General features: G+C 61.9%; 20 protein-coding genes and 1 riboswitch. Of the genes, 12 read left to right on the top strand and 8 right to left on the bottom strand.

Features of this window, described 5'->3' with window-relative positions:
* The first annotated feature begins 250 nt into the window (after positions 1 to 250).
* The 8 genes from guaA (at position 251) to RSPPHO_RS02720 (ending at position 8,567) form a co-directional block, all read left to right on the top strand.
* On the top strand, positions 251 to 1,816 hold the full coding sequence (gene guaA, locus RSPPHO_RS02755) for a glutamine-hydrolyzing GMP synthase (protein WP_014413757.1): 1,566 nt from the start codon (positions 251 to 253) through the stop codon (positions 1,814 to 1,816).
* 323 nt (positions 1,817 to 2,139) lie between these two features.
* A complete protein-coding gene (gene nifH, locus RSPPHO_RS02750; protein ID WP_041793880.1) occupies positions 2,140 to 2,967 on the top strand; it encodes a nitrogenase iron protein in 828 nt (275 codons plus the stop codon).
* Between the two features lie 142 nt (positions 2,968 to 3,109).
* On the top strand, positions 3,110 to 4,672 hold the full coding sequence (anfD, locus tag RSPPHO_RS02745) for a nitrogenase iron-iron protein, alpha chain (RefSeq protein ID WP_014413755.1): 1,563 nt from the start codon (positions 3,110 to 3,112) through the stop codon (positions 4,670 to 4,672).
* 29 nt (positions 4,673 to 4,701) lie between these two features.
* On the top strand, positions 4,702 to 5,052 hold the full coding sequence (anfG, locus tag RSPPHO_RS02740; RefSeq protein ID WP_014413754.1) for a Fe-only nitrogenase subunit delta: 351 nt from the start codon (positions 4,702 to 4,704) through the stop codon (positions 5,050 to 5,052).
* A 17-nt stretch (positions 5,053 to 5,069) separates the two neighbouring features.
* Entirely contained in the window at positions 5,070 to 6,455 is a 1,386-nt protein-coding gene (gene anfK, locus RSPPHO_RS02735) for a Fe-only nitrogenase subunit beta (RefSeq protein WP_014413753.1), read from the top strand.
* 96 nt (positions 6,456 to 6,551) lie between these two features.
* Positions 6,552 to 7,238, top strand: a complete 687-nt coding sequence (gene anfO, locus RSPPHO_RS02730) for a Fe-only nitrogenase accessory protein AnfO (RefSeq protein ID WP_051013593.1) — start codon at positions 6,552 to 6,554, stop codon at positions 7,236 to 7,238.
* Positions 7,235 to 7,624, top strand: a complete 390-nt coding sequence (locus tag RSPPHO_RS02725; protein ID WP_041793878.1) for a hypothetical protein — start codon at positions 7,235 to 7,237, stop codon at positions 7,622 to 7,624. Before anfO ends, RSPPHO_RS02725 begins: the two co-directional genes overlap by 4 nt.
* A 139-nt stretch (positions 7,625 to 7,763) precedes the next feature.
* Positions 7,764 to 8,567: an NAD(+)--dinitrogen-reductase ADP-D-ribosyltransferase gene (locus RSPPHO_RS02720; protein WP_242390558.1), complete on the top strand. Its 804-nt coding sequence runs from the start codon at positions 7,764 to 7,766 to the stop codon at positions 8,565 to 8,567.
* 131 nt (positions 8,568 to 8,698) lie between these two features.
* Here RSPPHO_RS02720 and RSPPHO_RS17440 read toward each other — a convergent pair whose 3' ends face one another.
* Positions 8,699 to 9,442 (bottom strand): helix-turn-helix transcriptional regulator, encoded by a 744-nt coding sequence (locus RSPPHO_RS17440; protein WP_051013592.1) that lies wholly within the window; start codon positions 9,440 to 9,442, stop codon positions 8,699 to 8,701.
* Between the two features lie 528 nt (positions 9,443 to 9,970).
* Between RSPPHO_RS17440 and RSPPHO_RS17435 the strand changes: the two genes are divergently transcribed.
* Positions 9,971 to 12,085, top strand: a complete 2,115-nt coding sequence (locus tag RSPPHO_RS17435; RefSeq protein ID WP_051013591.1) for a methyl-accepting chemotaxis protein — start codon at positions 9,971 to 9,973, stop codon at positions 12,083 to 12,085.
* A gap of 59 nt (positions 12,086 to 12,144) precedes the next feature.
* Here RSPPHO_RS17435 and RSPPHO_RS02705 read toward each other — a convergent pair whose 3' ends face one another.
* The 3 genes from RSPPHO_RS02705 to RSPPHO_RS02695 form a co-directional block, all read right to left on the bottom strand.
* A complete protein-coding gene (locus RSPPHO_RS02705; protein WP_014413748.1) occupies positions 12,145 to 13,770 on the bottom strand; it encodes a sigma-54 interaction domain-containing protein in 1,626 nt (541 codons plus the stop codon).
* A gap of 158 nt (positions 13,771 to 13,928) precedes the next feature.
* Positions 13,929 to 14,135: a hypothetical protein gene (locus RSPPHO_RS02700; protein ID WP_041793876.1), complete on the bottom strand. Its 207-nt coding sequence runs from the start codon at positions 14,133 to 14,135 to the stop codon at positions 13,929 to 13,931.
* Positions 14,136 to 14,301: 166 nt separating this feature from the next.
* Positions 14,302 to 15,615, bottom strand: a complete 1,314-nt coding sequence (locus tag RSPPHO_RS02695; protein ID WP_051013590.1) for a DUF2125 domain-containing protein — start codon at positions 15,613 to 15,615, stop codon at positions 14,302 to 14,304.
* 56 nt (positions 15,616 to 15,671) lie between these two features.
* Here RSPPHO_RS02695 and RSPPHO_RS02690 point away from each other — a divergent pair, with 56 nt between their 5' ends.
* From RSPPHO_RS02690 to RSPPHO_RS02680, 3 genes are all read left to right on the top strand, one after another.
* Positions 15,672 to 16,241, top strand: coding sequence for a gamma-glutamylcyclotransferase (locus RSPPHO_RS02690; RefSeq protein WP_051013589.1), 570 nt, complete (start codon positions 15,672 to 15,674; stop codon positions 16,239 to 16,241).
* A 434-nt stretch (positions 16,242 to 16,675) separates the two neighbouring features.
* Positions 16,676 to 17,200 (top strand): PAS domain-containing protein, encoded by a 525-nt coding sequence (locus RSPPHO_RS02685; protein WP_041793874.1) that lies wholly within the window; start codon positions 16,676 to 16,678, stop codon positions 17,198 to 17,200.
* Entirely contained in the window at positions 17,175 to 18,479 is a 1,305-nt protein-coding gene (locus RSPPHO_RS02680) for a methyl-accepting chemotaxis protein (protein WP_014413746.1), read from the top strand. The genes RSPPHO_RS02685 and RSPPHO_RS02680 overlap by 26 nt, the downstream gene beginning before the upstream one ends.
* An 80-nt stretch (positions 18,480 to 18,559) precedes the next feature.
* Here RSPPHO_RS02680 and metZ read toward each other — a convergent pair whose 3' ends face one another.
* The 4 genes from metZ to RSPPHO_RS02660 form a co-directional block, all read right to left on the bottom strand.
* Positions 18,560 to 19,756, bottom strand: a complete 1,197-nt coding sequence (metZ, locus tag RSPPHO_RS02675) for an O-succinylhomoserine sulfhydrylase (RefSeq protein ID WP_014413745.1) — start codon at positions 19,754 to 19,756, stop codon at positions 18,560 to 18,562.
* Between the two features lie 45 nt (positions 19,757 to 19,801).
* Positions 19,802 to 19,878, bottom strand: a riboswitch (SAM riboswitch).
* Positions 19,879 to 19,960: 82 nt separating this feature from the next.
* Positions 19,961 to 20,944 carry an alpha-E domain-containing protein gene (locus tag RSPPHO_RS02670; protein WP_041793871.1) on the bottom strand — a complete coding sequence of 328 codons (984 nt, stop codon included), beginning with the start codon at positions 20,942 to 20,944 and terminating at the stop codon, positions 19,961 to 19,963.
* Between the two features lie 4 nt (positions 20,945 to 20,948).
* Positions 20,949 to 22,367, bottom strand: a complete 1,419-nt coding sequence (locus tag RSPPHO_RS02665; RefSeq protein WP_041796394.1) for a circularly permuted type 2 ATP-grasp protein — start codon at positions 22,365 to 22,367, stop codon at positions 20,949 to 20,951.
* Between the two features lie 107 nt (positions 22,368 to 22,474).
* Entirely contained in the window at positions 22,475 to 22,669 is a 195-nt protein-coding gene (locus tag RSPPHO_RS02660) for a hypothetical protein (RefSeq protein ID WP_041793869.1), read from the bottom strand.
* Between the last annotated feature and the right edge of the window lie 42 nt (positions 22,670 to 22,711).

The following is a 22,711-nucleotide window of genomic DNA, read 5'->3' as shown; positions in this document are numbered from 1 at the left end:
TTGGCGGAGGTTAGAAGCCCTGAGACAGACTGGGGAAGCGGGGCCTCCCCAGGCCCCACCGTCATGGAGCCCCTTTGCGTGAAACATCCCCCCCAAAGGGAGGGGCCTGGGGAGGCCTCGCTTCCCCAGCCTTCCTTTTCTCTCGCCCGCTTTTCCCCGTGAAAGCGGTTTTCCCAAGGGGGCAAACACGGTAATCTCCCCTCCCGAGGGGCTCTAGCCCCTTTTCCCTCTTCCAAAGAACGGCGAGACCATGGCGGATACTCCCTCCGAACGGATTCTCATCATCGATTTCGGGTCCCAGGTGACGCAGCTCATCGCGCGCCGGGTGCGGGAAAGCGGTGTGTATTGCGAGGTCCATCCTTTTAATAAGGTCAGCGAGGACAGCATCCGCGCGTTCGGACCGGCGGGCGTCATCCTTTCGGGAGGGCCGGCCTCGGTCATCGGCGAAGGCTCGCCCCGCGCCCCCCAGGCGCTTTTCACCCTGGGCTTGCCCGTGCTCGGCATCTGCTACGGCCAGCAAACCATGGTCGCCCAGTTGGGCGGACGCGTCGAAGCCCCAGATCACCGTGAATTCGGCCGCGCCTTCGTCGAGGTCACCGGGACCTGCGCCTTGTTCGAGGACGTCTGGGCCTCGGGCCAGCGCGAACAGGTGTGGATGAGCCACGGCGATCGCGTCATCGCCCTGCCCGAGGGCTTCGCCGTGGTCGCCACCAGCGAGGGCGCCCCGTTCGCCGCCATCGCCGACGAAGCCCGCCGCTTCTATGGCGTGCAGTTCCACCCCGAGGTAGTCCATACGCCCCACGGCGCCCAATTGCTGCGCACCTTTACCCACACGATTTGCGGGTGTCAGGGGACCTGGACCATGGCCGCCTTCCGCGACCAAGCCATTGCCCGCATCCGCCAGCAGGTCGGCTCCAAGCGCGTACTGTGCGGCCTGTCGGGCGGCGTGGATAGCTCGGTCGCCGCCGCCCTCATCCACGAGGCCATCGGCGACCAACTGGTGTGCGTGCTCGTCGATCACGGCTTCATGCGGGCCGGCGAGGCCGAGGAAGTGGTGAGCGTCTTTCGCGACCGCTTCAACATCCGCCTCGTCCACCGCGAAGCCTCGGACCTGTTCTTGCAGCGCCTCGACGGCCTCACCGACCCCGAGCAAAAGCGCAAGATCATCGGCGCCACGTTTATCGACGTGTTCGAGGAAGAAGCCAAAAAGGTCGGCGGCGCCGACTTCCTGGCCCAGGGCACCCTCTATCCCGACGTTATCGAGAGCGTCTCGTTTGCCGGCGGCCCCAGCGTCACCATCAAGAGCCACCACAACGTCGGCGGCCTGCCCGAGCGCATGAATATGGCCCTGGTCGAGCCCCTGCGCGACCTGTTCAAGGACGAGGTCCGGGCCCTGGGCCGCGAATTGGGCCTGCCCGACACCATGGTCGGCCGCCACCCCTTCCCGGGCCCCGGCCTCGCCATCCGCATCCCCGGCCAGCCGCTAACCCGCGAACTGCTCGACCTGCTGCGCAAGGCCGACGCCATTTATCTGGAAGAAATCCGCGCCGCCGGCCTCTACGATGCCATCTGGCAGGCCTTCGCCGTGCTGTTGCCGGTGCGCACCGTCGGCGTCATGGGCGATTCCCGCAGCTACGACTACGCCCTGGCCCTGCGCGCCGTCACCTCCACCGACGGCATGACCGCCGACTTCTTCCCCTTCGACGCCGCCTTCCTCTCCCGCGTCTCCAACCGTATCATCAACGAAGTCAAGGGCATCAACCGCGTCACCTACGACGTGACCTCGAAGCCGCCGGGGACGATTGAGTGGGAGTGATCGAGGGATTGGTTGGGAAGACGGAAGAAAAATAAGGAAAGAAGGCTGGGGAGGCGCGGCCTCCCCAGGCCCCTAAACGGGAAGTTTACCGTTTCGGTACAAGGAGCGCTTTGGTTTACCGGGAGGGGAAAAAGCTCATGTAATAATTCCACGGCGCAACGCAAGGGGGCCCCGGCGAAAACGGCGGATTTCTGGGGTTTCAGGCGATAAGCGCTTCGCGGGACTGCTCTAAAAGTCTTTGGCACGGGCCTTGCTATTAAGAGGGCGTGGAGACGACGCGGGGATGTCGTCCAGTAAAAACCCGGCCAAAGGAGCCCCTCATCATGACGCGCAAGGTTGCCATTTACGGAAAAGGCGGGATCGGCAAGTCCACCACGACGCAGAATACCGCCGCTGCCCTTGCCTATTACCATGATAAGAACGTCTTTATTCATGGCTGCGACCCCAAGGCGGACTCCACCCGCCTGATCCTGGGCGGTCTGCCCCAGGAGACGGTGATGGACACCTTGCGCCAAGTTGGCGCCGAAAAGGTGACCTTGGACAAGGTGGTCAAGACCGGCTTTCGTGACATTCGCTGCGTGGAATCGGGCGGTCCCGAGCCCGGCGTGGGCTGCGCTGGCCGCGGCGTGATCACCGCCATCGACCTGATGGAAGCCAACGAAGCGTATACCGATGACCTGGACTTCATTTTCTTCGACGTTTTGGGCGACGTGGTGTGCGGCGGGTTCGCCATGCCGATCCGCGATGGCAAGGCGCAGGAAGTGTACGTGGTGGCCTCCGGCGAAATGATGGCCATCTATGCCGCCAACAACATCTGCAAGGGTCTGGTCAAGTACGCCAAGCAAAGCGGCGTGCGTCTGGGCGGCGTGATCTGTAACAGCCGCAAGGTCGATGGTGAGTACGAGTTCCTCCAGGAATTCACCGCCGCCATTGGCACCAAGATGATCCACTTCGTGCCGCGCGACAACATCGTGCAAAAGGCCGAATTCAACAAGAAGACCGTGACGGAATATGATCCGGCGGCCAATCAGGCCATGGAATACAAGCAACTGGCTCAGGCCATCATGGACAATACCGACTTCGTCATTCCCAAGCCGCTCACCATGGACGAGCTGGAGAAGATGGTCGTCAAGTACGGCATCGCGGACTGAAGTCGAGCGCCACGTGTCTTCGCGCGGGGTCTTCCCTTGGGGGAGGGAAGGGTCCGGCCCGTAGGGGACGTCCTGGGAGGCGCGCGAAGACACCCCCCTTCAAGCAAAAAATTCGATAGGCCGGCACAAGGAAGGGCGGATCATGCCATACCATGAGTTTGAGTGCAGCACCTGCATCCCGGAGCGCAAGAAGCACGCCGTCACCAAGGTGGAAGGCGAGGACCTGACGTCCTGTTTGCCGCTGGGATACCTCAACACCATTCCCGGCTCGATCTCGGAGCGCGGCTGCGCCTACTGCGGCGCCAAGCACGTGATCGGCACCCCGATGAAGGACGTGATCCACATCAGCCACGGTCCCATCGGCTGCACCTACGACACTTGGCAGACCAAGCGCTACATCTCGGACAACGGCAACTTCCAGCTCAAGTATACCTTTGCCACCGACGTGCGCGAGAAGCATATCGTGTTCGGGGCCGAGAAGCTGCTCAAGCAGAACATCATTGAGGCCTTTAAGGCCTGTCCCGACATCAAGCGCATGACCATCTACCAAACCTGCGCCACCGCGCTGATCGGCGACGACATCAATGCCATCGCCGAAGAAGTGATGGAAGAACTGCCCGATGTGGATATTTTTGTCTGCAACTCCCCGGGCTTTGCCGGCCCCAGCCAGTCGGGCGGCCACCACAAGATCAATATCGCCTGGATCAATCAGAAGGTCGGCACGGTCGAGCCCGAGATCACCAGCGATTACGTGATCAACTACGTGGGCGAGTACAATATCCAGGGCGACCAGGAGGTCATGCAAGACTTCTTCAAGCGCATGGGCATCCAGGTCCTTTCGACCTTTACCGGCAATGGCTCCTACGACGACCTGCGTTCGATGCACCGCGCCCATCTGAACGTGCTCGAATGCGCCCGCTCGGCCGAATACATCTGTAACGAACTGCGGGTGCGCTACGGCATCCCCCGTCTCGACATCGACGGCTTCGGCTTCGAGCCGCTGTCGGCCTCGTTGCGCAAGGTCGGTCTGTTCTTCGGGATTGAAGACCGCGCCCAGGCGATCATCGAGGAAGAAACGAAGAAGTGGAAGCCCCACCTCGACTGGTACAAAGAGCGTCTCCAGGGCAAGAAGGTCTGCCTGTGGCCGGGCGGGTCCAAGCTCTGGCACTGGGCCAATGTGATTGAAGAAGAAATGGGGCTGAAAGTCGTCTCGGTCTATACCAAGTTCGGCCACCAGGGCGACATGGAAAAGGGCATCGCCCGCTGCTCCGAAGGCGCGCTGGCCATTGACGATCCCAACGAGCTGGAAGGCCTGGAGGCGCTGGAAAAGCTCAAGCCCGACATCATCTTCACCGGCAAGCGCCCGGGCGAGGTCGCGAAAAAGGTGGGCGTGCCCTACCTCAACGCCCACGCCTACCACAACGGTCCGTGGAAGGGCTACGAGGGCTGGGTGCGCTTCGCTCGCGACATCTATAACGCGATTTACTCGCCAATTCACCAGCTTTCCAAGATCGATATCAGCAAGGACCCGATCGCGACCGATCGCGGCTTCCTGACCCCGACCCTGATCTCGGACGCCAGCCTCGACGACGCCGTGCGCGGCCGGACCGACCTCCAGCCCTACACCGGCAAGTACGACATCGTGCCCGACCTTCGGGCCCGGATCCATCCCGAATTCCCGCGCCGCCAGTCGGCCGCCCAGTAAGTCGCCAGACCCAGAGGAAGCCCCTGACCATGACCGACATGACCAAGGACCGGGTCGAGCAGCTGATCGACTATATTATGAAGAAGTGCCTCTGGCAGTTTCACTCGCGTAATTGGGATCGCGAGCGCCAGAACAAGGGTGTTCTCGGCATGACCACGCAGATCTTGTGTGAGGAGCCGTGTGATATCGAGGACCCCAAGGAAAAGTGCTACTGGGTCGATGCCGTGGTTTTGGCCGAGGCCTATCGCGAGCGTTTCCCTTGGATCAACACCCTGAGTAAGGATGAGATCCGCGCCCTCATGGCGGCGGTCCACGCCCGGCTCGACCACCTGACCATCACCGGATCGCTCAACGAAGAACTGACCGACAAAAACTACTAAGCGGGAGTCGCCCTATCATGACGTGTGAAGTAAAGCTCAAAGACCGCGTCGGGACGATCAACCCGATTTTTACCTGCCAGCCGGCCGGCGCTCAGGTGGCCTCCATTGGCATTAAGGATTGCATCGGCATCGTTCACGGCGGCCAGGGCTGCGTGATGTTCGTGCGTCTGTTGATCTCGCAGCACTACAAGGAGAGCTTCGAAATCGCCTCCTCCTCGGTGCACGAGGACGGTGCGGTGTTCGGCGCCTTGAACCGGGTCGAGGAGGCGGTGGACGTTCTCCTCATGCGCTACCCTCACGTTAAGGTCGTGCCGATCATCACCACTTGCTCGACCGAAGTCATCGGCGACGATGTGGACGGCGTGATCACCAAGTTGCAAGAAGAACTGCTGGATGTGAAGTACCCGGACCGCGAGGTTCATCTCATTCCCATCCACACCCCGAGCTTCGTTGGCTCCATGGTGTCCGGGTATGATGTGGCGGTACGCGACTTCGTCAAGCACTTCTCCAAGAAGACCAAGCCCAGCCTCAAGATCAACCTGATCACCGGCTGGGTGAACCCGGGCGACGTCAAGGAGATCAAGCATCTTTTGGCCGAGATGAAGGTCGAGGCCAACGTGCTCTTCGAGATCGAGGGCTTTGATTCGCCCCTGATGCCCGATGGCAGCGCCGTCTCCCACGGCAACACCACCATCGCCGACCTGGAGGCCACCGCCGACGCCCAGGGAACCATCGCCCTCAACCGCTACGAAGGCGGTCTGGCCGCGAAGTGGCTGCAAAAGCGTTGGGACGTGCCGGCGGTGATCGGGCCCTCGCCGATCGGGATCCGTAACACCGATACTTTCTTGCAAAACCTCAAGACCATGACCGGGCACCCGATCCCCGAGTCCCTGGTTCGCGAACGCGGCATTGCCATCGACGCCATCACCGATTTGGCCCACATGTTCCTGGCCGACAAGCGCGTGGCGATCTATGGCAACCCCGATCTGGTGCTGGGGCTGGCCGAGTTCTGCCTGGATCTCGAGATGAAGCCGGTCCTTCTGCTGCTGGGCGACGAAAACGCCGAGTATGAAAAGGACCCGCGCATCAAGGCCTTGCAGGAAAACGTCGCCCACGACATGGAGATCATCACCAACGCCGACCTCTTCGAGTTGGAAAGCCGGCTCAAGGACGGGTTGGAGGTGGATTTGATCCTGGGGCATTCCAAGGGCCGCTTTGTCGCCATCGACAACAAGGTGCCTATGCTGCGCGTTGGTTTCCCGACCTACGACCGTGCTGGTCTCTACCGCTATCCGGTGATGGGGTATGCCGGGGCGACTTGGCTGGCCGAGCAGATGGCCAATACGCTGTTCACCGACATGGAATACAAGAACAACAAGGAGTGGGTCCTCAATATGTGGTGAGCAGTTCCCCGGAAGTTGGGAAGAAAAAGGCTGGGGAGGCGCGGCCTCCCCAGGCCCCTCGGGACGTTTTGGGCGATAGCCAGGGAGGAGCGGCTCATGAAAATCGCGGTTTGTGTGGATCGAGACGGCGAGCCGGCGGCCCTCTTCAAGGGGCAGGCGGTGCGGCTTTATCAGCAAAGCGGTGATACCTGGGTTTTGCGTCGGGAAATTCTTCTTGATTTGCGAGCTGACGAGGGGTTGGCCGCTCTCAAGCTCGCCTTGCACACCGTGTGGTCCCGGCTGGAGGACTGTCGGGAGGTTTTGCTTCGGGAGGTGCGGGGCATTGGCTGCGTGATCTTGCAAGACGACATGGGCGTGCGCCTGTGGCGGTCCGAGGGGGCGCTCGCCGAGCAACTCGACAACGTGGGGCGCAAGATCCAAGAGACACCTCGGGTCGAGGCCAGTGGCTGCGGCTGTGGCGGGCGCGGCCGGGCTCCCGAGGCGTCGGGCCAACCCGACCCGGCGCCCGATCCCGAGGTGGTGGCGCCCGGCCATCTGCGTGTCGATCTTGCTGCCCTGTTGGCCGCTGACACCCGGCGCAATTCCCGCGATCTTCTGGCTCCGCTCCTGGAGGCTCGCGCTTTTGAACGTCTCGACATTGTCTGCGAGCATCTGCCGCGCTGGTTCGACAGCACCCTCGCACGTCTTGATCTTCAAGCCGACGTGCAGCCCGAGGGGGCTTTTCTGTGCGCGCGCGTGGTGCCCGTTCCCGCTGCTGCCCAAGGAGGGTGTTCGCGCTCATGACCCCCACTCCCCAAGATCGCAAGGTCTTTGATCGGCTCGACGAAGCCGCCCGCGGCTATCAGGCCCGGGCCGAGCAGTTCATCACCCAGGGACAACGGCCTAGTTTGGTCTTTAACGTCGGCTCGGTGGCCCTGGAACACACCTTAGTTGCTCTGTGCGCCTTTCATGGTCGCATGCCTCTCAATCACACCTATACCGACCTTCTGGAGACCGTTGAGGAGGTTATGGATCTGCCCGCCGCCTTGGCCGAGGAAATCCGTGCGCTGGATGGGGCGTTTGGCTTGTGTTCTCTCGACGAGGCGTGCACCACCACGCCGGGGCCCGAGGATGCTGTGCGGGTGTTGCGGCTGTGCCGGGACGTCCGGGCCTTGATACCGGTCTCTTGAAAGGGACGTGGAAAAAGAGAAGGCTGGGGAAGCGCGACCTCCCCAGACCCCACCTTCCCTTGTGGATGGAGCGCCCAGGAAGCGAGGGGTCTGGGGAGGCCGCGCCTCCCCAGCCTTCTCTTTCGCCGAGAGGATCCGCGTGACCGATGACGATCCCGACCGCTGGTATTCCACCAACAGCGTTGGCGTGCCCTCCTGGCTGCTGGCCAGTCCCTTGTTCAACGCCCGTGCCCCCGCCCTGACCTTACACGGCACCCGCGAGACCCACCCCGGTCTGTTCCGGGTTCTCGACGAGGCGGGATCTCAGGAGGAGGCGGCGGAAATCTTTGATCATTATATGACCGTGCAGTTTGGCCCTATTTTTGAAGGGCAAAACGGGCCGTCTTGGCGCCGGACCTACCTAGACCTCCTGCGCGGCTGGGGCGTGGACTCCAGTTCGCCGCACGGCGCGGTGCTCAAGGGGTGGGTCGAGAGCCGGTTTGGGTTGGTCCCCACCTATCATAAGGAAACCCTGGGAGGCTTCCCGTCCGAGGCCTGGGCCGTTTATTTCGAGGAAAAGGCCAGCCGATGCTATCACGCGAGCGGCATCAATTTTCAGCTCGATCTTTTATACGAATACGCCCAGTGGTGCTTGCGTCGTTTCGCGCATCCGGGGCCGCGCCGGGTGACCCTGTGGCGCGGGTCGAACGATTGCGAGCAGCAGTTGCTTGAAGGAACGCTGCGTGATCCCTGGTGCGTGTTACGCCTCAACAACGTGATTTCTTTTACCTCGTCGCGCGAGCGGGCCGATGAGTTTGGCGACTGGGTTCTGGAAGTTGATATTCCCACGTGCAAGCTACTGTATTTTCCCGGGTTGATTCGAGAGCCCGTCTTTAATAGTGAGCGGGAGTATTTGGTTTTGGGAGGGGCCTATTTGGTGGCAGCTCGACGGTCTCTCTATTAGATCGGGGAAGGCAAGGCTGGGGAGGCTCGCCTCCCCAGACCCCTCGTTTGATTGGCCCCTAAGCTCGAAATGAAGCGCCCGGAATGGAGGGGTCTGGGGAGGCAAGCCTCCCCAGCCTTCCCGTATCTTTTTTAAGGGGAGATCAAGCCTTTTTGGAGCGCGAGGCACAGGGCTTGTTCGTTGGTCGTTGCGCCCAGTTTGGTGCGGCTGTTGCCCAAGTGATAGTGGACCGTCCATTCACTGATGCCAAGTCGGTGGGCGATTTCCTTGCTGCGCAGACCCGACGCCAGCCATAGCAGGCACTCGACCTCGCGTTTGGTCAATGGGCACGCCAGGGGGCGGGGGTGAGCCTCGTGAGCGCTCACTCGAACGGCCATGGCCGTGGCAATCCCCAAGAGCGCGTTTGCGTGGTGGCGGGCGACCTCGGCGTGGGCCGAGGGGGAAAGGTCGGAGAAAAAATTCACGATGATCTGCTGGCGCCGGTCGGGGTGCCAGATCGGCACTGATAAGTTACGCCGGAAGCCCAGGCCTTCCAGGGCTTCGTAAAAAGCCCTCCAACGCGGATCCTTACTATGGCGGATCGCTACATCCTTGTCCCACCTCAGCAGGTGAAGGGTCTTGGTATTCATAGCGCGCCAACTCAGGGTTTCCTGCGGGTCTGTGTCCGCCAGCGAATACCAGGGCGCGCCCCGGTCTGAAGGGCTGGTACTAATAACCTGCCGTTTGCTGTTTGCATAAGGGGCGAGGATCAGAGAGGCTCCACAAAAACCATACTGAGCCGATAGAATTTCTGTGGTGAAACGCAAAACATCATCGCTGGAGGCGGATGAAGACAGGGCGGTAATCAAATCAAAAGAATTCGATTCGAAGATCATGGGTTTTTCCGTCCCCAACGGGAGTGTGGGGATTTTTTGAAACTGTGCTGGCTCGCCAAAGGATGAAAAGACAACGGGCCTCCCATGAGAATGTTCCAGGTCTGAATGTCGTTGAAGATGAAGGAACCTTACTATAAATTGGTGATAACAGTACCTTGGCGGTCTGTTGTGCGTCAAGGTGAGAACGCATTTTGTCAGCCTTCGTAGGGAGGCTGTGGCGTGCTCGTCACTTTATACTAAATGATATAAGCGATAAGGGAGTGCCTCCGTTGAGAGGATGGCCTTTTGTACCGATTTGGAGAGGCCCTTTAAAAACGACGAGAAGGGCAGCGGGGTAAGAAGGTGGGAGGGTGCCTAAAAAAGGAGAATAATCTCGGGGAAAATCGCCTTTTTGGGGAGTCCCCCATTTGTTGGGCTGTCTCTTCGAGTGACGGTTTTGTTATGGTGTAAATACATCCGGTTTGGATGGTAGCGGTATGTCCGGGAGAGCGAGGGTGCGAGGGGCTTCCTCGCTCAGGAGGTCCCATCGTGAACAACAAAAAACTGAGCCTTTCGCTTCTTTTGACCCTGGTATTGGTCAGCTTTTCCCTGTTCCTGGGGGGACTTATCCTTCGCGATGTTGGCAAGGATGTCGGTCGTTTGCTCGCCAACACCGAAGCGCGCCAACGGGTCCGAGCATCGATCGATGTTCTCAAGGCCATGCAGGCCCTGCGCAACGAGCGGGGCCATACCTTGCGTCTGCTGCGTGCCCCCCAGCCTCCGTCGCCGGATGTCTTGGCCCCGGTGCTGGCCTTGCGGGCTGGAACAAGCAACGTGTCCCAGAATGTGGAGGCGTTCTGTCAAGCCTTGACGTGTGCCCCCGGCCTGGGGGCGTCGGAGGTGAGGGCCGCCTTGGATCGGGTTGCCGATCTGCGCCGCCCCGTAGATGCGGCCTTGGCGCAGGAGCTGGGCGCTCGGCCTGCCGAGCTGAGTGCCACCTGGAGCAAGGAAACCCTGAATGCGGCCACGGTGCTGGTTCGGCTGGGCAAGGGCTTTCTTGAGGCCTTGCGGGCGCAAGATTCGCGCTACGAGGCGATTGTCGCCTTCCAGGATATCGCCCTTGCGGCGCGTGGAGCCTATGGCGCGGCGCGCGTGAGCTTTGATGCCCTGATGGCCGAGGGCAAGGGGGGAGGGGAGGCAGCGGCTCACCTGCGCACGGCCCTGGGCCAACTGGACAGTGCCTGGACCTTGTTGCGCGAGCGTTTGGCGGCTCCCGGTGCCCCGGTCCCCTTACAGGCGGCGGCGGCCCGGGTCGAGCAGGTTTTCTTCCAAACCTATATTCCGGCCATCCTGACGAGCCTTGAGGCGCTGGAAGCCGGTCGCCCCTTGCCCCTGCCGTCTGCCGAAATGAATAAGCTGGGCGATCAGGCCGGGGAGGCCATGGACGGCATGGGCACGGCCATTCTCCAGGTGCTGGGCGCCCAAGCCGACGCCTGGGTCAGCGAGAGCGAAGTCGAGGTGGCTTTTGGGGGGGCTGAACTGCTGGTCGCCTTGCTCTTGAGTGTCGGGGGGATCTGGGTGGTGCGCCAGCGCGTTTCCTCTCCCTTGCATCACTTGGCAGCCGCCACCCGTCGCGTGGCCGAGGGCGATCTGACCGGGCCGGTCCCGTTTGCCGGGCGGGGAGACGAGGTGGGGGCCCTGGCCGATGCCTTGGTGACCTTCAAGGAAAACGCCGTCGAGCGCGAACGGCTCGAAGCCCTTCAGGTCGCCGAGCGCACCGCCCGCGAGCACCGGGCCCGCGAGGTGGAGCGCCTCGTGAGCGGCTTTGGCGAGCGGATCAGCGACATTTTGGGGATTGTGAACGTCGCCGCCTCCGACATGAAGCAGACGGCTCAAAGCATGGCCGGCATTGCCGAGCAAACCCAGGCCCAATCGGGGGCTTCAGCGGCGGCAGCCGAGCAGACCTCGGCCAACGTGCAGACCGTTGCCGCGGCGGCGGAGCAGATGGCGGCGTCGATCCACGAGATCAGTCGGATCATGGCGATGTCGAGCCAGATTGTGAGCGAGGCCTCGCATCGGGCCGGTGAAACCACCGCCACCGTCGAGGGCTTGGCCGAGGCCGTGGGGCGGATTGGCGAGGTGGTGGCCCTGATTCAGGATATCGCCGCCCAGACCAACCTGCTGGCCCTCAATGCCACCATCGAGGCGGCACGGGCCGGCGACGTGGGCAAGGGCTTTGCCGTCGTCGCCCACGAAGTCAAGGCGCTGGCCACTCAGACGGCACGGGCTACCGGCGAGATCTCCGGCCATATCGCCGCCGTCGAGGGCGCAACAAGCCGCACGGTCGAGGCCATCGGGGCGGTGGGCGGCACCATTTCCAGGTTGAGTGACATCGCCACGACCATTGCCTCGGCGATTGAGGAGCAAAGCGCCACCACCGCCGAGATCAGCCGAAACGCGCAAGAAGCCGCCAGCGGAACCCGTGAGGTCTCATTGACCGTGACGCGGGTCAGCGACGCCGCTACCCGAACCGGGGAAGCCGGGTCCCAAGTTCTCGGCGCGTCCGAAGCTGTGGCCCGCGAGGCCCAAGCCTTGCACCGAGAAATTGATGTCTTCCTGTCGGGGATTCGCAGCCTGGGTCGCCAAGCGCGCACCGGGCCTTAACGACACGAGGGGTCTGGGGAGGCTCGGCCAGCCTCCCCAGCCTTCCCTTTTTGTCTGTCTCACGCCTTGCGCTGCAATCCCGCCATGCGAAACGTTTTGTAATTCAGAGTGTACTTTTCCATCCGGACCCCCAGCATCCGACGCGACAGTCCCAACTCCCGCGCTGCCTCGCCCACATTGCCATTGGTGTTCTTGAGCGCCTCAACGATCATCTCGTATTCCAACGCCCGCATCCGGGCCTCCAGGGTGCCGCCCAGCACGGTGCCGCTTTCGCGCGGGGTCTGGAGGGAGGGGGGCAGGTCATAGGCGTGAATGACCTCGCCCTCGCTTAAGATCACCGCCCGCTCCATCACGTTTTCCAGCTCGCGGACGTTGCCGGGCCAGTGATAACTCATGAGCATGTTGAGAGCCGGGGTGGAGATCCGCTTGACGCTCTTGTTGTTCTCGGTGGCAAACACCGTGACGAAGTGATCGGCGAGGGTGATGACATCCGTCCCCCGGTCCCGCAGGGCGGGAATGGTTAGGGGGAAGACATTGAGGCGGTAAAACAGGTCTTCGCGGAACGTTCCGTTTTGTACCATCTCGCCCAGGTCGCGGTTGGTAGCGGCGATGATGCGTACGTCGATCTTGACCGGCCGGCTGCCGCCCACGCGCTCGAACACTTTTTCTTGAAGAACGCGAAGGAGTTTGGCTTGCATGGTCAGGCTCAGTTCGCCCACCTCATCGAGGAAGATGGTGCCGCCGTCAGCTTGCTCAAAATAGCCCTTGTGCAGGCCAAGGGCCCCGGTGAACGATCCCTTTTCGTGACCAAACAGCTCGCTTTCGGCGAGGCTTTCGGGCAGGGCGGCGCAGTTGGCCTTGATGAAGGGGCCCTCGGCACTGGGGCTGTTGTAGTGGATGGCGTTTGCCACCAACTCCTTGCCCACCCCGCTTTCGCCCAGGATCAGCACCGTGGCCTTGGTGGCCGCCACCTTTTGGATCAGGTCGTAGACGTCTTGCATCGGCTTGGCGTTGCCGATGATGTTGGAGGGCTTGAAGCGCTGGCGCAGGGCGTTTTTGAGGCGGCGATTTTCGTTCTCCAGGCGGACCTTATCGACATTTTCAATCAGATAAAGCTCAACCGCCGGCGCGATCAGCGAGGCGAGCATGCCCAGGATTTCCGCGTCCTGACGCATCAGGCGCTGGTTCATGTAAACCCGCTCGGCGCAGATTGTTCCCAGAACTTTTTGGGCGTGGACAATGGGGACGCAAAAAAAGGCGCAATTGGACAGGCGCTTGTCGGTGTGAGATCGGGTGCGGTCCAGGAAATCGGTGCTCTCCCCCAGGCGCGGCACGATGATTGCCTTGCCGGTTTCAACCACTCTTCCTGTGATTCCCTCCCCTGGCGCGTAGATTCCGCGCCCTTTTTCCTCTTCAGTTAGGCCAAAGCTTTCGTGGATAAAAATGGTCTCCGAGGACCGATCATAAAGCATCATGATCCCGCGGGCCATGCGCAGGCGTTGGCGCATGACATCAAGGGTGATGGCCACCAACGTGGCCAGATCGGCGCTGTCGGTAATGACCTTATTGATTTGCGCAAGAATAGGAAGAATGCTGACACGACATTCTCCTGTAAAACAATGCGTAAATTCGTCAACAAAATCTTTGACATCGAAGTCGGTGTTCAGCGGGGTATCGGGGGTCATGCGCAGCGTCCGGCCATGAAAGGGGGCCCGGGGGCGAGCCGTTCAGGTCGGGTCATTGCAAGCGCGGGGCCACAAGAAAATGTACAATTTCGGGGCTTTGGCCCTCGGAGATGTTACAGGGGGGTACATTTTCTGCGGTTTGTACGGATTGTGTACATTTATCGTTGGCACGCCACCAGGGACAAGCGGGTGCGGCCGGGCACAGGGGCCCGGGCGATATGGTCCTCCAGGGCCCGTGCCAGATCATGGCTCATCAGCACCAAGTCGGGGTCTTCACACTGTAGGGCCCGCAGGCGGCGGGCCAGATCTGCCAGGGTATCGGGACCAGAAGCGGATGGGGAAAAAACGTGGGAAAGGGGGGACATGATCGCTCACCGTGTCGAACCGCTCCCCGAAAAAACCGGAGAGGGGACAAAAACCATGCCCCCTGAAGCCGCCTGACGCACGGGAAAACTTTATGACATCTCACGCCAAGGAAGAAGGGGGGGAAGGCCGTGCCTCCCCAGCCTTTTCTCTCGTCCAGCGCCAGTTCTACTGCTCGTCTTCCTCGGTTGGCTGGTTTGGGCGTACCGGCTTGCCGTCGCGGTTGATCTCGAAGCCCGGGGCGATGCGGTTGGGATCCTTCTCGCCTTTGCCCCAGGGCAGGGCGGGAACTCGGGCTAGCGGGGCGGTGCCAAGGAAGAGGCGGCCTCCCCGAACACTCACGGGCAGGTTGAAGGTGGTCGAGCCCCGGGCAAACCCGGCAATCAGTAAGCGGGCCACACCGGCCTCCGCATCCCCCACCCACCCCTGCCGGGCCAAGCCTTCGATCAGGGGAAAGAGACCATCGGTCTGCGCCGACAGGCTGCCCTCGGGCTGAAGGCTCTTGTCGAGGCTGAAAGAGCCCGAGGCCCGAAGGGTGAAGGGCTTCCAGTCCAGGGCCAAGCCATCAACCCGAACGCCGCCCCGGTTATCCCGCCACGCTGGCAGGGCGTCGGCCCAGCGACCGGGAGGAAGTTTGCCAAAAGCCCGCAAATCAAGGCCAACCCGCTCGATCTTGGGAGCAAGGCCCAAGCGCAGCCCCGAAGGGGGCGTGATGTCGGTGGCCGCCAGCATCAAGCTCCCCGTCACCTCATCCTTGGGGGAGTCGCCATAGAGGGCCCCGTTCAGGGTGCGCAAACTGAATGTGCCGATCCGCAGGCTCTCCGGGGCCAAGCCATCAATGCGCAGATCCTTGCCGGTGATTTCGGTGCGTTCAAGGCGTCCGGCACCATCCAGAGCCATCTGGGCGGTCATCTGTGCCGCTCCGATGCCGACCGGCACCAGGGTTCCGCCAAAGGGCAGGCGCAGGGCATGGGGTCCCCGAGCGTCCAGGGTGAAGGTGGAGGGGGTCAGGGGAAAAATCTCGGCCTGGGCACGGGGCGACGACCACGACCACCCACCCAGCGCCTCCGGGGCCGTAAGGCTTGGGGTCTCCAACCGGACTTTAACCCGCAGGGGAAAGCCCTCAACCGCCAGTTCGCTGAACGAAACTTGGTAGCCCTCGGCTCGGCGATCTGCCACCCAGGTCTCGAAGCCTCGGCGAGCCATCACCGCCGTATAAATCCAGAACCCGATATAGGTGACCATCAACAAGGCCATCACCGCGGGCACGGCCGTGAGCAGCCAGCGGTAGCGTCGGCGTGGCGCTGGGGCCGGGGCGGGGCGCTCCAGGCTGTCCGGTGAGTGAAAACGAGGATCGCGTCCCGACAGGGGCCGGCCCTGGGGATTGCGCTCGGCCTCGGCCTTGATGTCCCGGCGCCCGCCTCCAGCCTGGGCGCGGCCAGCAGGGGGAGGCTGCGACTTTCCCTTGTTCCGTGTCGCCATGGCGTGATCTCCTGCCTCCACCCTTGTTCCCGATTGCCCCAGCAGGATACCATGGAATGATCACAAGCACGGACAAAGATAACATTGACCCCAGTCAGGTCAGTTGGGTTTTTGGCTATGGTTCCCTCATGTGGCGCCCTGATTTCCCTTTTGAGGAAACGTGCCCGGCCTTGTTGCAGGGCTATCATCGCTCTGCTTGCATTCTTTCGACCCAGTATCGGGGCACTCCGCAAAGCCCGGGACTTGTCCTTGGCCTGGAACCCGGCGGCACCTGCCATGGCCGGGCCTTTCGCCTTACTCCCGCCTTGCGGCCCGCCATTGTGGCCAAGGTGCGTGAGCGGGAATTAATCACGGGCGTCTACCACGAACGCCTCTTGCCCGTGGCCCTGAACGACGGGCGGAGCGTTGAGGCCCTGTGCTACGTCGCCGATCCCGCCCACCCCCAGTTTCGCGGCGGCCTTGCCCTGGGGGAGGCGGCTCGCCTTGTTCGGCACGGTCGGGGCACTCAGGGAGCCGCCCGCGATTATCTGGCGTCTTGCGTTGCTCATCTCGAGGACCTCAACGTGAGTGACCCCGCCTTGCATCAACTCCTGAGGGCTGTGGACGCTCTGGGCGAGTCACCCTAAAAAAACGTTTCCTAAGAGATTAAGACGGGTAATACTCCTTCAACGAGCCTTTGCGCCGCACAAAGGGAGGGACCAGTCTTTATCATCCCTTGGGGGGACTTGCGTCTCGAAACCTCGTCCATCCTCCTCCCAAGGATGGGGTCGTTGTTGAACGGCAAGCGCGATGCGGTATGATCCGGCCTCGCGTTCGGGGGGCGAGAGCGAGGAGGGGGAGAGGAAGGGGGGCGGAAATATGTGAGGCCTTCCCTTGTTCCTACGGGGCTCCCGGCATCATCTTTTTTGGGAGAGGCCTCGTCTCCTTCTGCTCGTTTTGATTGAGATGACGACCAGGGGAAAGGAGGGCCTTTGGGTCCCTCCGGTGAGACTCCAGACGATCCGGACGTTTTCCCGAGACTGTGAACGGTGGAGTGCTGGAGTGGTGGAGTGGAAGCAGGATGTCTAGGTCAACCGTTAGACCAACCAATGTCGAACGCTATTTTTCCGAAGATGATGTGATTGTCTCAAAGACAGATCCCAAAGGCATTATCACCTACGCCAACAAGATATTTTTAACTATTGCGGATTATTCAGAAGAAGAGGTCTTGGGTAAGCCTCATAACATCATTCGACATCCCGATATGCCCGCGGGGGTCTTTCGCCTGATGTGGAATAGAATCCAGTCTGGTAACGAAATATTTGCCTATGTCTGTAACATGGCAAAAAATGGGGATCATTACTGGGTTCTCGCCCACGTGACGCCGAACTTTGACCGAGATCGCCGGATCGTCGGCTACCATTCAAACCGCCGGGTCCCGGACAAGCATATCCTGCCTGTCATCAAGGACCTGTACGCGCAGATGCGAGCCGAAGAACGCCGTCACGCCTCCTCCAAAGAGGGCGCCGCCGCCAGTGTGGGGATTATCAACGCGATGCTCGATCGCAAGGGGTTGACCTATGATGAATACATCCACGGTCTCTAAGCTCGCCGGGGCCGGGGGGCTCACCCTGGTCGCGGCCCTCGCGGCCGTCGTCCTTAGTGTGCTCGGGGGCGATTGGGGGGGCGCTGCAGCGGCCGGGGTTGCCTCACTTTCGGCGGGTCTGACCTTGCTTTTCCTCGTGACCCTCATGAAGGAAATCGACAAGGCGGCAGATTCGGCGCAGGCCGCCGCCCGGGGGCAGTTGGGGACCCGCATCCTTAACATTCGTGATCCAGGCCGCATCGGGCGGATGCAGCATAATATCAACCACCTGCTCGATGTGACCGAGGCCTTCGCCCGGGAGGCCGGTGCCGCCCTCGAATATGCGAGCCGGGGCGACTACTTCCGCAAGATCCTCCGCCGGGGCATGGTGGGCGACTTCGGCCTCTATTCCGATACCGTGAATCGGGGGCTGGAAGCCATGGACCAGAAAACCTCGGGCTTTAAAGAAAGCGCCGCGCGGGTGGGGGCGCGGATCATGGATGTGGTGCAAACGGTCTCGGCCGCCGCCCAGCAACTCCAGGCCTCAGCGGAAAGCCTCTCCGCCGTGGCCAGCGAAACCGACCGCCAGTCCTCGCGCGTTGCTGGCGCGGCCCGTGATGCGTCTTCCAACGTTTCGAGCGTGGCCGCTGCGACCGAGGAGTTCTCGGCCTCCATCAACGAGGTGGCGAATCAGGTGGCTCACACCTCCGACGTCGCTAATGCTGCTGTCCACACGGCCCGCGATGCGGAGCGCACCATCACCACGCTCTCGGAGGCCTCGGCCCGCATCGGCGAGGTTGTCGGACTCATCAACAATATCGCCAACCAGACCAATCTTCTCGCTCTCAACGCCACCATCGAGGCCGCGCGCGCCGGCGAAGCGGGCAAGGGCTTTGCCGTGGTGGCCGGCGAAGTGAAAAACCTTGCTAACCAGACGGCCCGCGCCACCGACGAAATCGTGAGCCAGATCGAGGGCATGCGCTCCGCCACCGATGAAGCGGTCCGCGCCATCCAGGGCATTGCCTCCACCATCCGCGATATCAGTGGCGCCGCCCAGTCGATCCACGCTACCATCGACGAACAACGCGGCGTCGTTGGCGAAATTGCCGGCAATATTCACCGCGCCGTCGATGGCGTCCATGTCGTCGCCGACAGTATTGCCAACGTCGCCGATGGCGTGAGCGAGTCCACCCATGCGGTCAGCGAGATCACCCGCGCCGCCGGCGACCTCTCCCACCAAAGCGACGGCCTCTCCGTCGATGTCCGCCAGTTCATCGACCAAGTCGCCGCTATGCGATAAACGCCCCGGGGGGGTGTTCCGTTGGGGGAAAACGGGGCTGCCGCCCCGTTTTCCCCCAACGAACACCCCCCAAGCGTTTCTCAAGACGCGGCGGCGTCGAGGGCGCGGGTCAGGTCTTCGGCGAGATCCTCGGGATCTTCCAGACCCACCGACAGGCGCAGCAAGCCTTCGGTGATTCCCTGGGTTTCTTTTTCCTCGACGGTCAGGCGCTGGTGGGTGGTGGTCCAGGGGTGGCAGGCCAGGGACTTGGCATCTCCCAGGTTGTTACTGATATCCACCACCCGCAAGGCGTTCAAGAAGCGGTAGGCCGCCTCCTTGCCGCCCGCCAAGTTGAGGGCCAGCAAGCCGCCGCCCGACGTCATTTGCTTTTGTGCCAAGGCGTGCTGCGGGTGGCTGGCCAGACCGGGATAATGGACGGCAGCGGTCGCCGGATGGGCCTCGGCCAGTTCCGCCAGACGTTGGGCCGTGCTGGCGTGGCGGGCGAGGCGCAGGCCCAAGGTCTCCAGGCCCTTAAGGAACACCCAGGCATTAAAGGGCGACAGGCAGGGCCCGGTATGGCGCAGGAAGGGCCCCAAATACTCTTCGTTGAAGGCCTCGGAGCACAAGATCGCCCCGCCCAGGCACCGGCCCTGACCGTCGATCCACTTGGTCGCCGAGTGGATGACCACATCGGCCCCGTGGGCCAGTGGTTGCTGCACGATGGGCGAAGCCACCGCATTGTCCACAATCACCACTGCTCCGGCGGCATGGGCCAGATCGGCCACGGCTTGCAGATCGACAAGGCGCAAGGTGGGGTTCGAGGGCGTCTCGAAAAACACGGCGCGGGTCGGGCGCGACAACGCCGCTTCCCAGCCAGCGAGATCGTCCGCCGCCACCACGGCCACCTCGACGCCGTAGCGGGGCAGCAGATCGCAAGCGACCCAGGTGCACGAGCCAAAAAGCTCGCGACCGACCACCACCCGATCCCCGGCGCGCACCAGGGACAGCAAGGCCGAGGTCACGGCGGCCATGCCGCTCGCCACCGCCTTGCCCACGGGGGCCCCTTCCAGGGCTGCCAGCCGCTCTTCGAACACACTCAAAGTAGGGTTGCGAAAGCGCGAATAAACGTAGCGTTCCAAAGTGCCGTCAAACGACGCCTCTGCTTCGGCCGCCGTGTCATAGACGTAGCCGGAATTCAGGAACAAAGCCTCGCTGGTTTCGTGAAACCCGGTGCGGCTTAGGCCGCCGCGCACCAGAAGCGTTTCGGGGCGCAGATGGGGCGAGGTCTTTTTGGTCATGATTGAGTCTCCGCGACATAAAAAAATCCCGGCTATCAGGCCGGGACGTCACGTCACGCGACCCTTTTAGCGGTTTATTTTACGTGGGCGCAAGCCGGTCTCAAATCCCCACGAACCGTCGTCACGATAAGTCCCCTCAGCCGATCGGGTCAAGGGGAAAAGGTTTCGCGGGGTCTGGGGAGGCAAGCCTCCCCAGCCTTTCCTTTAGGCCGTCTGTCGTTGGCTTTGGCCGGGCGTGGCGAGCAAGGCGGTCGCCGGATCGAGGTAGAAGGTCCGCGCCACCTCGTCGCTGATCAGGGCGTTGCGGGTAATGAACTCGGTCAGGAACTCATGCAAGCCGCGCCGGGTGATGTCTTGGACCCGGCCATAGCGCAGGCGGGCGTTCATTTCGCCGGCCAAGCGCGCTCCTTCCGACTCCGGGGCCATGGCCTCCAACAACGCGGTGGCCTGAGCCGTGCAGTGGTGCAAGGAGCGGGGAAACTCGCCGCGCAGCGTGAGAAGCTCGATCACCTGACGCGGCTTGATGGAATCGCGATAGGTGATGCGGTAGGCCTTGAACGCCGACATGGCCCGCAGCACCGCGCCCCACTGATAGTAATCCACCGCCTCGTCGAGCTTATTCTCGTCGGGGGCCAGGACGTGATACTTCACATCAAGCAAGCGAGCGGTATTGTCGGCCCGTTCGATGAAAATCCCAAGGCGGGTAAAGTGATAGGCGTCGGTTTGCATCATGGTGCTGACCATGGTGCCGTGAAACTGGTGACAGCGTTCCTTGACCCACTCGAAAAATTCTCGAAAGCCCCAGTCGAGCAGCCGTTTATAGTTCACCGACTGAAGCTCTAGCCACGTGGCATTGAGGCTTTCAAAGATCTCGATCGGCAGGACAAAGCGCTCGGCCCGGGCGTTTTCGCGCGCGGCCCCCAGGGTCGACACGATACTCGATGGATTCTCGGGATCCAGCGCCATGAACGCGATCACGTGGCTCGCCGAGATCACATCAAAGCGCGCCTCATAAAAAGGCTTTTGGCCGGCAATGATCAAGGCCGGCTCCCACTGCGCCCCCGAGCCCTCGCCGTTATGGGGGAGCTGGTGCATGCGATGGGAGACGTCAAGGATGCGCGCCATGTTCTCGGCCCGCTCCACATAGCGCGCCATCCAATACAGGTTGTCGGCGGTACGGCTCAACATGGCATCAATCCTCCAGAACCCAGGTATCCTTGGTGCCGCCCCCCTGAGAGGAGTTGACCACCAGCGAGCCTTCCTTGAGCGCAACTCGGGTTAAGCCGCCCGGGACCACCTGCGTCGTTTCTCCGGTCAACACATACGGGCGCAGGTCCACGTGGCGGGGCACAAGGCCATCGCTGACAAAGGTTGGGCAGGTGGAAAGCGCCAGCGTCGGCTGGGCGATGAAGTTGCCGGGGTTGGCCAGGATCCGGTCCTTGTAGGCCAGGATCTCGGCTTTCGAGGCCTTGGGCCCCACCAGCATGCCGTACCCGCCCGAGCCGTGGACTTCCTTGACCACCAACTCGGAAAGACGATCAAGGACGTATTTCTGGTCTTCGGCGTCGTCCAGGTGATAGGTCGGCACGTTGCGCAAGATGGGCTTCTCGCCGAGATAAAACTCGATCATGGCCGGCACGTAATCGTAGACCGCCTTGTCGTCGGCAATGCCGGTGCCAATGGCATTGGCTAGCGTCACCCGGCCGCGCTTGTAGGCCTCGAACAAGCCGGGCACGCCCAGCATGCTGTCCTTGCGGAAGGCTCGGGGATCGAGGAAATCGTCGTCGATGCGCCGATAGATCACGTCCACCCGCTGCGGCCCGTCCACGGTGCGCATGTACACAAAACCGTCGTCCTCGACGAACAGATCCTGACCTTGCACGAGTTCCACGCCCATCTCATCAGCTAGAAAGGCGTGTTCAAAATAAGCGCTGTTAAACTGCCCCGGAGTGAGCAGAACCACCGTTGGGTTGGGCGCGTGGGCGGGCGCGGCGTGCTTCAGGGTCTTGAGAAGCTCTTGCGGGTAGTGGTTGACCGGAGCCACGCGGTATTTGTCGAACAAGTCGGGAAACAACCGCATCATCATGTCCCGGTTTTCCAGCATGTAGGAAACCCCGGATGGTGTGCGCAGGTTGTCTTCCAGAACGTGGAATTCGTCCTCGGCCGTTCGCACCACGTCGATGCCGGCAATCTGTACATAAACATCGTGCGGTGGGTCAAAGCCGATCATCTCGGCGCGGAACTGGTCATTGTGCTCCACCAGGGCGCGGGGAACTTTGCCGGCCCGCACAATTTCCTGATCATGGTAAATATCATGAATGAATTTATTAAGGGCAACGACCCGCTGGCACACACCGCGCGACAGATTATCCCATTCGCGGGCACTGATGATGCGGGGCACAACGTCAAAAGGAATCAGGCGCTCGCCGCCCTGGGTATCGCCATAAACGGCAAAAGTGATGCCAATGCGCTTGAAAAGAAGGTCGGCTTGCGTGTGTTTTTGTCTCAAAAGCTCGGCTGGGATGTGTTCGCTCCACCGGTCATAGACCTCGTAGGGCGCGCGAATGGTCCCGTCCGGCCGGGTCATTTCGTCGAAGGGTTTGCTGGGCATGAAGGTCTCCGCGAGGGCCAGGGCACTCTCCACGCTTATGCCTTGACCGATTCCTCGTCAACAAGCGTTTATACCCGCAAGATCCGCTCGGTAAACAGGCAATGTGCCTACTCGTTGACCGCTTTCAGGACAGGGCGGACCTCCTCTTCCTGGAGAGTTTCAATCGTCCGGTGGTATTCTTCCCATCCTTCGACGAAATCTGCCACGGCCTGGAGTAGGCATTCTTCCCAGGTTTTGCCCGTTTTCTGTGCGATGGCTTCCAGCCGGGTGGTGAGCGCTTGAGGAAACTCAGGAAGGAGCATGGTGGGATCTTCCTTTGGACACATCGGACCGCCCCCTGGTTT

This window comes from Pararhodospirillum photometricum DSM 122 (genome assembly GCF_000284415.1).
Taxonomy (GTDB): domain Bacteria; phylum Pseudomonadota; class Alphaproteobacteria; order Rhodospirillales; family Rhodospirillaceae; genus Pararhodospirillum; species Pararhodospirillum photometricum.
This window is presented reverse-complemented; position numbering and strand designations above follow the sequence as displayed.